The following is an 11,407-nucleotide window of genomic DNA, read 5'->3' on the forward strand; positions in this document are numbered from 1 at the left end:
GGAGAATTGCTGTATGAAAAAGAAAATTGGTTTGCTTGTAATGGCATACGGAACGCCATATAAAGAAGAAGATATTGAACGTTACTATACACATATTCGCAGAGGAAGAAAGCCAAGTCCTGAAATGCTGGAAGATTTAACAGAGCGTTACCGTGCAATTGGTGGTATTTCTCCTTTAGCTACTATTACATTAGAGCAAGCTAAGAAGTTAGAGAAGCGTTTAAATGAAGTACAAGATGAAGTAGAGTACCATATGTATCTTGGCTTAAAACATATTGAACCGTTTATTGAAGATGCGGTGAAAGATATGCATAACGACGGAATACAAGATGCAATCGCACTTGTTCTTGCACCTCACTATTCTACGTTTAGCGTGAAATCATACGTTGGACGAGCACAAGAAGAAGCTGAGAAACTTGGAAACTTAACAATTCACGGCATTGATAGCTGGTATAAAGAGCCGAAATTCATCCAGTACTGGGTTGATGCAGTGAAAGTTATATATAACGGTATGTCAGATGCAGAGCGTGAAAAAGCAGTATTAATCGTATCTGCACATAGCTTACCAGAGAAAATTATTGCAATGGGCGATCCATATCCAGATCAATTAAATGAAACAGCTGATTACATCGCGCGTGGCGCTGAAGTAGCAAACTATGCGGTAGGCTGGCAAAGTGCAGGAAACACACCAGATCCTTGGATTGGTCCAGATGTACAAGATTTAACGAGAGAACTAAATGAAAAGCACGGTTATACTTCATTCGTATATGCACCAGTTGGATTTGTTGCGGAACATTTAGAAGTTTTATATGACAACGACTTTGAGTGTAAAGTTGTAACGGATGAAATTGGCGCGAAATATTATCGTCCAGAAATGCCAAATGCATCGGACGCATTTATTGATTGCTTAACAGATGTTGTATTAAAGAAAAAAGAATCTGTACTGTAAGAAGAAAGGGGGAGCCTGCTTGAGGAAAAAAGTTGTGATCGTCGGCGGAGGCATCACTGGATTAACAACAATGTATAATTTACAAAAAAATATTCATGAAAAAAACTTGCCGATTGATACATTACTTATAGAAGCATCGGGTAAACTTGGCGGAAAAATTCAAACCGTTCGAAAAGATGGATTTACAATTGAACGCGGACCGGATTCTTTCTTAGCACGAAAAGAAAGTGCAGCTAGATTAGTGAAAGAATTAGGTCTTGGCGATGAACTTGTAAATAATCAAGCCGGTCAATCATTTATCCTCGTAAACAATCGGTTACATAAAATGCCGAGCGGATCAATGATGGGAATTCCAACGCAAATTACGCCGTTTCTATTTTCCGGGCTGTTCTCCCCAATTGGTAAATTAAGAGCTGGTTTTGATCTATTAATGCCGAGGTCAAAGCCAGTATCTGACCAATCACTCGGACAATTTTTCAGACATCGCCTCGGAAACGAAGTGGTTGAAAACTTAATAGAACCGTTACTATCAGGTATTTATGCAGGGGATATTGATGAAATGAGCTTAATGTCAACATTCCCGCAAATGTATCAAATTGAGCAGAAACATCGCAGTATTTCACTCGGTATGCGTACGCTCGCTCCGAAAGAAGAGAAAGCTGAACCGAAAAAAGGAATCTTCCAAACAGTGAAAACAGGTTTAGAATCTATCGTAAAATCTCTCGAAGCAAAGATGCATGAAGGTACGATAATAAAGGGAACTCGCATTGAAAAAGTTGCAAAACAGGGTGATGGTTATACGATTACTCTTAGTAACGGAAAAGAAATAGAAGCGGACGCCATCGTAGTGGCAACTTCGCATAAAGTATTGCCGTCCATGTTTGCTCAGTACAAGCAGTTTCGTTTCTTCCGTAATATTCCATCCACATCCGTTGCGAATGTCGCACTTGCTTTCCAAAAGTCCGCAATCCAGCGCGATATTAATGGTACAGGATTTGTCGTATCACGAAATAGCGATTACACCATTACAGCATGTACGTGGACGCATAAAAAATGGCCACATACAACGCCAGAAGGAAAAACACTCCTTCGCTGTTACGTTGGACGTGCTGGTGATGAAGCGGTTGTAGAACAAACTGAAGAAGAACTCGTTCAGCTCGTACTAGAAGATTTACGAAAGACGATGGATATTACAGAGGATCCAGAGTTTACAATCGTAAGTCGCTGGAAAGAAGCGATGCCTCAATATACAGTAGGTCATAACGAGCGAATGAAAAAGCTCACAACATTTATGGAGAAAGAGTTACCTGGTATATATTTGGCAGGTAGCTCCTATGCTGGTGCTGGACTTCCAGATTGTATTAATCAAGGTGAGGAAGCTGCAAAGCGTGTATTATCTCATTTGGAGAAAGTAATAGATGCTGAATTAATCGCACAATAAACTATAAGAAACGCCTTCAATCATATTGAAGGCGTTTCGTTTATTATATAAAATATTTATTCGCCAATAAACATATATAAGTTATTTGGCTTTATAACGGCATCTCCTGCATAAATAATCCACTCTGTTAAGTTATCAAAATCTAAATGATAACTATTTCCTTCACTCATATCTTTTATAAAATATGGTTCATTAATGAGTATTCCTTGAATGAAATCTTCCGTAATGTTTTGCATTTCAAACCACATATGTTCACTTTTTCCTTCTTCGTAGGAGACACCAAACTTAGCAAGGAAACGAAAATCTTCATTTGATTGTTCAATATGAAAAATGTTGCTGAAATACCCGAAAGTATTTTTCGCATTGTAAGCCATACGAGCCGTTTCACTATTTGTTTTATAGAACATGAGCCCTGTAGCTTCCTCGTGTTCTTTGAAAAAACTTTCAATATATTCTTCTGAAGTATTAAATTTGAATAAGAGAACGGATGGAGATTGATGGTATTCATCTCGGGCATCCATTCCGCCTAAGAATGTATTTTGTGCATCTATTGGTTGTAGTTTCACTTCTTCATCCTCGATTGAAGATAATTGGTCCATACTCGTTTTATGCCCTATATAAGATAATCCTTTTTCCCACGGAACAGCGACTGTATGTATAGAACCTTGCTGACTATGCGCGATAACGATAGGCTCATTCATAGGGACTTGTCCATTCTCAACGGCATTATTAGCAAATGTTTGAAAGAGATCGCCAATGCCGTAGTAGGAAGAAATGCGATTTGGAATAATTAACTCTATTTCAGTTACGCCTGCTCTTAAAAGACCATGTGTATGAAACCAATATTGCGTAGGCTCATCATCTTTATCGTCTTCATAAACAGAATGAATAACGTACAAGTCAGGAATGTCAGGTAATAATTCATTTTCAACGTGATATTCAATATAGCTTCTAGATATCACTTTCATTGCTGCACTTGAATCTATTACAAATAACAAATCTGGGGCGAGATTCCATAAAAACTGTAACTGCTGGAAAAAGCAGTCCAGTACATCGCCTACAAATAGCGTACGAGTGAAAATTTCAGTGCCGAAAGCCACATCTTCAAAATTACGATCTACAATTGTAGAATCTTGTCTATTATACATTTTATATTCTTCTGGGTCGTTCGCCTCATCAATATGCAGTTCATACGGTATGACTGTTTCACCCATATGTAATTCAACAATAAGGCTTGTCTCATCACTATAAACAATTTTTAACTCATCAACTTTAGTAGCGATAATTTCTAGTCGGTGTTTTAACTGCTCAATTGTAATTCTAGTTGGTATAACAGCAATCATATCTGAAAAATGACGTTCTAATGTTCCATTCATAGCTGCGCGGTATGTTTCTGTTTGCACTTCCATCCAATCACTCCTATTCAAATGAATCCATTTTACATGCCAATCAAATATCGATATTTTCTGTTTTCTCTCTCTAACATTATAGAGTGCATTTGTAGAAGGTGTAAAATTATTATTTTGTATTATAGTTTGAAAGCTTGTAAATTAAATAAATCTTTTGTAAAATTTGTCGAAAAATAGTTCTATATAACGAATCATTTGTTATGATAGAAATGCTGAGAAAATATGAAATAGGGAGAGGAAAATGGCTGTGAAGAAATTGTTAAGCGTCTTTTTATCATTCTTGCTATTGCTTTCATTTACTGGAACTTTAGCGCAAGCAGAAGAAACTGCTTCTATGTCAGTAGAAAAAGCAATTCAAGTATTTAAGCAGCAAGGGAAAACGAAGGGGATTGTGGAAGGATATATTGTTGGATATACGCAAAGTTCTTCTAAATATACGAAGGATCCAGCTAAGTTTGATGATACAAACGTAGCAATTGCAGATTCGCCAAACGAAACGAATCCAGACAAAATCATGCCCGTTCAGTTGCCAAAAGGTGATGTGAGAACGGCAGTGAATGTAAAAGATCACCCTGAAAATATCGGGAAGAAAGTTAGTTTGACTGGGACTCTTGAATTATATTTTAGTAACCCAGGTCTAAAATCAGTAACAGCTTATAAGTTTCAAGGTGAAGGACAAAATCGTGTTAGCGATGTAGTAGCTTCGCCGAACGGCGGAGAAGTTGCTAAAGGAACAGCGGTAACATTAACGACGAATACAGAAGGCGCAACAATCTACTATACGTTAGATGGCTCTAATCCTACTAATAAAAGCGTTCGTTATAATGGACAAATTATAGTGAATGAAAATAGTGTAGTGAAAGCAATCGCAGAAAAAGAAGGACTTACTTCTTCAGCAATTTCGACATTTTCATTTATTATCGTAAATAATGAACAGGTTCGTATTCATGACATTCAAGGAAAATCACATATGTCTCCTTACAACGGGAAGAAAGTAAACAATGTGGAAGGCGTTGTCACAGCGCTTGATAAAAACGGCTTTTATATAGAAGATAATCAGCCAGATAATGATCCAGCTACTTCAGAAGGTATGTACGTATATAAAAAAGATGCGAATGTAGCAGTAGGAGATCTTATTCAAGTTGATGGGGTAGTAGAAGAATATGTAGGAGCAGGATATGCAGAGCGATTTGAAACAGACTTAACGACGACAGAAATTAAGGCGAGTCGCGTTGCTGTAATCGCAAAAGATCAATCTTTGCCGGCACCGATTGTACTTGGAGAAAACGGTGTGAAAATCCCGGACCAGATTATTGATAATGATGCATTTGGTTTATTTGATCCAAATGAAGATGCAATCGACTTCTATGAAAGTATAGAAGGTATGCGTGTTACGATGCCAACACCAAAAATTATTACACCTCAGAAAAACGGGAATTTATATGTAACAGTAAAAAATGGTGGAGATAAAATAGTAACACAATATGGGACACCTCTATTAGATGAAAATCAATTAAACTCAGAGCGTCTTTCTGTAAAAGTACCTCGCGATTATGTAGCAAAAGTAGGAGATACTTTCACTGGAGATATAACAGGGGTAGTAGGATATGATTACGGTTCTTTCCGTATTTCGCCAATAACAGAACTGCCAGCTGTAGTGGATGGTGGATTTAAGCAAGTAGGCGCAAATATTCAGCCACGTCTTGATAAGTTAACGGTTGCTACATATAACATTGAAAACTTCTCAGCGAATAAAAAAGAAACAACAGATGAAAAGGTAAAAGCGTTAGCGTATTCTATTAAATACAACTTAAAAATGCCAGATATTATCGGTGTAGAGGAAATGCAAGATAATAACGGATCAATTAATGACGGTACAACAGATGCGTCATTAAGCGCAAAACGTATCATTGATGCAGTTCTAGAAATTCGTGGACCGAAGTATGAGTATGTAGAAATCGCTCCAAACAATAATCAAGACGGAGGAGCACCAGGAGCGAATATTCGCGTCGGCTTCTTCTATAATCCATCACGCGTGAAATTAGCGACGGTACCAAAGTTACTTGATAAAAATGTTGTTCGTATTGGAGACGAAAATCTATTGTTTGAAAGTACACGTAAACCGCTAGCGGCAGAATTTACGTTCCAAGGACAAAACATTGTTGTCGTTGCAAATCACTTAAACTCAAAACTAGGAGATGCAACGCCATTTGGAAAAGTGCAGCCGCTCGTATTAAAGAGTGAAGACAAACGAATTCAGTTAGCACAAGAAGTAAATCATTTCGTGCAAGGAATCCAGAAAAAGAATACGAATGCACCAGTTGTTGTGTTAGGTGATATGAACGATTTCGAATTCTCTAAACCACTAAAAACACTAGAGGGAACAATCTTAAAAGATATGTTAAACACAGTGCCGAAAGAGAACCGCTACACGTACATTCATGAAGGAAATGCACAAGTGTTAGATCATATTTTAGTAACAAACAATATCGCACCACACACAATTGTAGACCCAGTACACTTAAACTCAAACATTATGAAAGAACACGGACGTGTAAGTGACCACGACCCAGTACTTGCTCAAATTGATTTGAAGAAGGCTTCTTAAAGTGGGGAACGCTTAGGTGACTAAGCGTTCTTTTTTTGCATCGTTATAGAATAGTATAAAGAGATTATTCCTTTTTTTGTAATCTAATGATAAAATTGATTGAATATTTAGTTTTTAATAAGGGGGACAACAATGCAGTTACAAATAAATGGAAAGGTAATGAATCAGTTTGCAATTTTTTTTAGTACGATCATCATGCTTCAGTTTGTAGCTGATATAACAGGACTTACAAGCAATCTAGATATTACGTATAACTTAATACATACAGCAGCTTCTTATATAACATTTAGTTTGGCGGTTATTTTCACTTTAATAGGTGCAAGAAGAGAATTAAGTAAATATGCAATTATTTTATTATGTTCAGTGGTAGGTATTAAAGCAATTTATTTTGCGGTGTTCGTTATCTTATGGGGATTGGCAGGTACACCGTAAAGGGGAGGATGATTATATGTAATGATAATAAGAGCGTAATTCTCTATGTTAACTTAGGGAATTACGCTCTTATTCGTTCAATGATTTAGTCTGAAATTACTTGAAACGCCTTTCTACACCGCTCTCTTTTTTGCAACCTTCTTCTATATTTTTTTCTATCACGTTTTACTCCTTGTATATACATGATTAAGCTAACGAGGAGGAAGAAAGTGCATTGCATCGTTAAAATATACGGAGACATGCCATGCAACGGTTGTTTTGGGTCATATAAATGAAAAGGCGCTCCGCCTATTGTAGGGAATATCGTATTTAGCAGGACGTATGGAATGGAGGCAACTGCAAATGGGAAAAGAATCGCCATATAGTCCTTTTGTGACCACGCAGATGCTGCAAGTCCTAAAAGGGCCATTAAACCTGCAAATAAAAAATTAATTCCGATATATACAGCAATGTAAGTGAGGGGAGATTCGTAATATAAGTTTGCAAACATCCCATTATCATTTATAATGCCTGAACCAGCAGTCGGTTCTCCGTCTGGAATGGTTAATTTGCAAAATAATAACGATAAGATGAATGGAAATGTATAAAGAAATCCGCCACAAAAGAATGTAACGATATATTTCGTTACTGAATAAGGGAACAAAGAAATCCCTTTACTTACAAACGGTTTAAAACCATCTGATTTATCCGAATTGTAACTTGTACTAAAGGGGAAACTAGCAATAACGGGCATTAATAATAAATAAACATCCATTTCATTGTCGCGAAATCCAATCCATTTAACAGCTGTTGTTACAAAGGCATCCGTTCCATCCCCAATGTAACGAATTACATAATAATAATGGTAAATAAAAATAAGAGCTAGTCCACTAAACATAATAATTAAAGAAACACGATTACAAAAAGCTTGCTTTATATTTAAACGAAGCGCACGCATCATGACTGAAAAAGCCTCCACTATTTTGATAAACTTGTCTATTTTCTATATTACTATTAATTGTAAAGATTTTCTTGTTTTTTTATTTGATTATTTGAAAAAGAGGAATTTTGTTGTTGTGAAGTAAGGTTTAGCTGAAAGGGATTTTTCTAAAATATGGTTGACAATTAAGTATTACATTTGTAATCTTAATTATAGATTACAAATGTAATACTTAGGAGTGAAACATACGATGACAAATCAATTACCTAAAATATCTGAAGCGGAATTAGAAATTATGAAAGTACTTTGGTCGAGTTCTCCGCAAACAGCGAATGAAATTATAGAAGAACTGGAAGATGCAATGGACTGGAAACCGAAAACAATCCGCACATTAATTAATCGATTAGTACAAAAAGAAGCCGTTTCTTATCATCAAGATAAAGGGCGAATGTATGCTTATTATCCGTTAGTATCACAAGATAATTATTTGCAAGTGGAAACGAAATCTTTACTAAAGCGTTTTTGCGGTGCAGCGTTTAAACCGTTACTTGTTAATTTTTTAAAAGAGGAAAAATTGTCTTCAGAAGATATTAATGAACTGAAACGCATTTTAGATGAGAAGACAGAGGAGAATAAGAGGAAGGATCGATAAAAATGATAAACACGCTTATAAATGTATACCTTCCTCATTTTTTTGATTGGCTTATAGAAACGTCACTTATGGCCAGCATATTAGTTGGATTTATTTTATGTATAAAAGTTCTATTTAGAAATAAATTACCCCCCCGATGGCAATATATGCTGTGGATTGTATTAATGATTAGACTCCTTTTACCATGGTCGCCAGATAGCTCGTATAGCATTTATTCATTACTTTCTTATAGTTCTAGCGTATCAGAAGTTATTCCAAAAAATATGCCGTCTACTGAGAGTAGAGTGAACATAGAAAGCGATCGTACAGTGGAATTGGAATCAAATCCTAAAATGGTGACAAAAACTAGCGAACCGGAAGTAGAAGTCAGTTCGGAAAAACAGACTACATTTTCTTTATACAAACTTGCTTTATATGTGTGGCTAGCTGGGGTAATTGTATTAGCAGCCATCACGTTTATTACAAATAGACGTTTATATTCTTACATAAAGAAACAACCGGATATTATGGATGAACAGATCGTTACAGTGTTTAATCGCTGTAAGCAGTCTATGAAAATGAAGAAGGCAGTTTCATTACGTCTAGCAGGAAAGATTGCGAGTCCAACTGTGTTTAGTTTCTTCCGCCCAAAAGTATTGCTATCAAAAAAACATTTGAAAGTATTAGATGAGCAACAATTACAATATGTTTTTTATCATGAGTTAGCTCATATTAAAAGAAATGATGTAGCTGTAAATTGGATTATGTATAGCTTAATCCTATTAAATTGGTTCAATCCAATTCTTTGGTACGCCTATTTTTGTATGCGAGAAGATCAAGAATTGGCATGTGATGCATATGCGCTTACTTTCATAGATAAAGAGGAGCAAATTGCATACGGACATACAATTATTACCCTTCTAGAACACTATTCCTATCAAGTACCAAGCCTAGCAAATTTAAGTAGAAATAAACGAACACTAAAAAGGAGAATCGTTATGATTAAAAAATTCCAAAAGAAATCGTATCGTCTTTCTTTACTCGGAGTGATTGCTATAGCAGCTATAGCGGGCGGATTTTTATTAAATGCAAGGATAACTGAGGGAGATGAAAGACAGAAAGAAAAAGTTGTAGAAAAAAAGCAATCTAAAGCGGCATTTGAAAAAGCGATAGAAACAGTATTAGGTACACCGGAGAATGCAAGTAGAGAATGGGGGATGTCAATAACGTCATATAAAAAGAATACAGATTTTTTGTATTTGGCAGAAAAGAATTTTACAAAAGAAGAATTTGAGCAGTATGTTCGATTATTTAAGGAAGCGCAAGAAATTCATAAAAAAGCAATGGTTAAGAAAAATGTGCCTGAGAATTATGATGGAGATACAAAGGAATATAAACCTGAACGCTTGAAGAAAGCTGATCAAGAAAGACTAGCTACTATTGAGAAGACATTAAAACCGCTTGGAGATAAGCTGGAGAAGTCTTTAACATATACTATAGAAGAAGCGAAAGAACATGTACCGTATCAAATTAAGCAGCCGACTTATATACCTGAAGGTTATGAATTAAAGAGAGAATGGGCTGACTCATATTTTGGAAGAGATGTAGAATTAGTTATTAAATCAGAATATACAAAAGGAAAATATGGTTTTACAATTTACCAGTCAAGGATGTATATGGATGGTAATGTTAATGGTGGTAAGGATCCGCTACACTATATGATGCCTGGAGTAGAGAATCTAGAAAGTTATAGTTTAGATGGGAAAGGAATGGTATATAATAAATCTTCTCATGGAGAGGGGAAGTTAAGAGGCCTTAAAATGTTTGTACCAGCACAAGGTAAGAATAGTGAGTATCAAATTGTCATAGTGAATGATATTTTTACAAGAGATACAAAGATATACGAAGAGATAATCGATGATGAGCTAACTAAGAAAGAAATGGAGAAAATATTACTTTCTATGTCAAAATAAAAGGCAGTGTTCTTAAACTTTTAGTTTTAAGAACACTGTCTATTTTATTAAATTTCTAGTGGGATCTAGCCAGCAATTATTATGAATATATTCTAGCTTTCCATACAAGTATACTTTTTGATACACTATGGACAGTATGATATAACTTGACTGAAATCTTTTATACTGGAAATAATAAAAAGAGAACTTGTATAGAATGTAAGCGTGTGGTAATATCAAAGATGTACTGATTGACTATATTATCCAATTGGTCATTTTTGGAGGTGACAATGTGGCGATAGATCGAAAACGTTCTATTATTGAAGCTGCAACAAAGTCTTTTTCAGCGTTCGGTTATAAAGCAACAACGATGGATCAAGTAGCGAAGTTAGCGAATGTAGGAAAAGGAACGATTTATACTTTTTTCAAAAATAAAGAAGAGCTATTTGGTGAAATTATTTCTAATTTAATTACAGAAATGAAGCAAGTTGCAGAAAGTGCAATTCGTTCAGATGTTTCATTTTTTGAAAATGTACATAGAGCATTATATAGCATCTTGGAATTTAGAAAAGAACATCAGCTCATGATTAAATTAATTCAAGAAGAGCGCGATATGGGAACGAAAGAAGTACAAGAAGTGATGCAACAAGTTGATGTGGAAATCGTTTCTGTTATTCAATCGTATTTAAAAATTGCGATTGAAAAAGGTGAAATTAGCAAATGTGATCCAGAAATTACAGCATTTATTATGCTTCGTCTATATGTATCGCTTATTTTTGATTGGGAAAAAAATCACGAACCGCTAGAAAAAGAAAAAATTGCAGAGTTATTTGAACTTTATTTACTAAAAGGATTGTCAAACTAAGATAATCCTTTTAATTTTATAAAAAAACGACCAAATGAACAATGCGGTCATATATTTAAGTTAAGGGGGGATATAGAAAAATTATAATCATAATAAGAAAAAGTTGCATAGTAATAAATTCAGGGATAAGGCATATGTATGAACAAGTATAGCCTTTTTGTTTGGGTAAAAATGACTATATGAACATTTTGGTCATTTTAT

9 protein-coding genes are annotated in these 11,407 nt (G+C 35.3%); 7 read left to right on the forward strand and 2 right to left on the reverse strand.

Going from position 1 to position 11,407, the window contains the following annotated elements; translation table 11 throughout:
- The first annotated feature begins 13 nt into the window (after window positions 1-13).
- Both hemH and hemY read left to right on the forward strand, forming a co-directional pair.
- Window positions 14-949: a ferrochelatase gene (hemH, locus tag BM089_RS00950; protein WP_071714114.1), complete on the forward strand. Its 936-nt coding sequence runs from the start codon at window positions 14-16 to the stop codon at window positions 947-949.
- Between the two features lie 19 nt (window positions 950-968).
- On the forward strand, window positions 969-2,390 hold the full coding sequence (gene hemY, locus BM089_RS00955; protein ID WP_001228115.1) for a protoporphyrinogen oxidase: 1,422 nt from the start codon (window positions 969-971) through the stop codon (window positions 2,388-2,390).
- Between the two features lie 56 nt (window positions 2,391-2,446).
- Here hemY and BM089_RS00960 read toward each other — a convergent pair whose 3' ends face one another.
- Window positions 2,447-3,799, reverse strand: coding sequence for a DUF4026 domain-containing protein (locus BM089_RS00960; RefSeq protein WP_000453695.1), 1,353 nt, complete (start codon window positions 3,797-3,799; stop codon window positions 2,447-2,449).
- 241 nt (window positions 3,800-4,040) lie between these two features.
- Here BM089_RS00960 and BM089_RS00965 point away from each other — a divergent pair, with 241 nt between their 5' ends.
- Together BM089_RS00965 and BM089_RS00970 are read left to right on the forward strand one after the other, a co-directional pair.
- Window positions 4,041-6,407 (forward strand): DUF6359 domain-containing protein, encoded by a 2,367-nt coding sequence (locus tag BM089_RS00965; RefSeq protein WP_090975766.1) that lies wholly within the window; start codon window positions 4,041-4,043, stop codon window positions 6,405-6,407.
- A gap of 132 nt (window positions 6,408-6,539) precedes the next feature.
- The gene (locus BM089_RS00970; protein WP_001176842.1) at window positions 6,540-6,839 is read left to right on the forward strand and encodes a hypothetical protein; all 300 of its coding nucleotides are present in this window, start codon (window positions 6,540-6,542) and stop codon (window positions 6,837-6,839) included.
- 85 nt (window positions 6,840-6,924) lie between these two features.
- On the opposite strand, the gene BM089_RS00975 is transcribed toward BM089_RS00970, so the two are convergent.
- Window positions 6,925-7,779 carry a hypothetical protein gene (locus tag BM089_RS00975; RefSeq protein WP_000984164.1) on the reverse strand — a complete coding sequence of 285 codons (855 nt, stop codon included), beginning with the start codon at window positions 7,777-7,779 and terminating at the stop codon, window positions 6,925-6,927.
- Window positions 7,780-8,008: 229 nt separating this feature from the next.
- Between BM089_RS00975 and BM089_RS00980 the strand changes: the two genes are divergently transcribed.
- The 3 genes from BM089_RS00980 (at window position 8,009) to BM089_RS00990 (ending at window position 11,206) form a co-directional block, all read left to right on the forward strand.
- Window positions 8,009-8,410: a BlaI/MecI/CopY family transcriptional regulator gene (locus BM089_RS00980; protein ID WP_000184509.1), complete on the forward strand. Its 402-nt coding sequence runs from the start codon at window positions 8,009-8,011 to the stop codon at window positions 8,408-8,410.
- 2 nt (window positions 8,411-8,412) lie between these two features.
- Window positions 8,413-10,362: a M56 family metallopeptidase gene (locus BM089_RS00985; RefSeq protein ID WP_090975768.1), complete on the forward strand. Its 1,950-nt coding sequence runs from the start codon at window positions 8,413-8,415 to the stop codon at window positions 10,360-10,362.
- 271 nt (window positions 10,363-10,633) lie between these two features.
- On the forward strand, window positions 10,634-11,206 hold the full coding sequence (locus BM089_RS00990) for a TetR/AcrR family transcriptional regulator (RefSeq protein WP_000963381.1): 573 nt from the start codon (window positions 10,634-10,636) through the stop codon (window positions 11,204-11,206).
- Window positions 11,207-11,407 lie beyond the last annotated feature (201 nt).

The sequence above is a fragment of the Bacillus sp. 5mfcol3.1 genome, assembly GCF_900114335.1.
Taxonomy (GTDB): domain Bacteria; phylum Bacillota; class Bacilli; order Bacillales; family Bacillaceae_G; genus Bacillus_A; species Bacillus_A thuringiensis_S.

Excerpts from the sequence above, each read along its gene's own strand:
- hemH (WP_071714114.1), top strand. The coding sequence starts at position 14 with ATGAAAAAGAAAATTGGTTTGCTTGTAATGGCATACGGAACGCCATAT.
- BM089_RS00960 (WP_000453695.1), bottom strand. The coding sequence starts at position 3,799 with ATGGAAGTGCAAACAGAAACATACCGCGCAGCTATGAATGGAACATTA.
- BM089_RS00965 (WP_090975766.1), top strand. The coding sequence starts at position 4,041 with ATGGCTGTGAAGAAATTGTTAAGCGTCTTTTTATCATTCTTGCTATTG.
- BM089_RS00970 (WP_001176842.1), top strand. The coding sequence starts at position 6,540 with ATGCAGTTACAAATAAATGGAAAGGTAATGAATCAGTTTGCAATTTTT.
- BM089_RS00975 (WP_000984164.1), bottom strand. The coding sequence starts at position 7,779 with ATGATGCGTGCGCTTCGTTTAAATATAAAGCAAGCTTTTTGTAATCGT.
- BM089_RS00980 (WP_000184509.1), top strand. The coding sequence starts at position 8,009 with ATGACAAATCAATTACCTAAAATATCTGAAGCGGAATTAGAAATTATG.
- BM089_RS00985 (WP_090975768.1), top strand. The coding sequence starts at position 8,413 with ATGATAAACACGCTTATAAATGTATACCTTCCTCATTTTTTTGATTGG.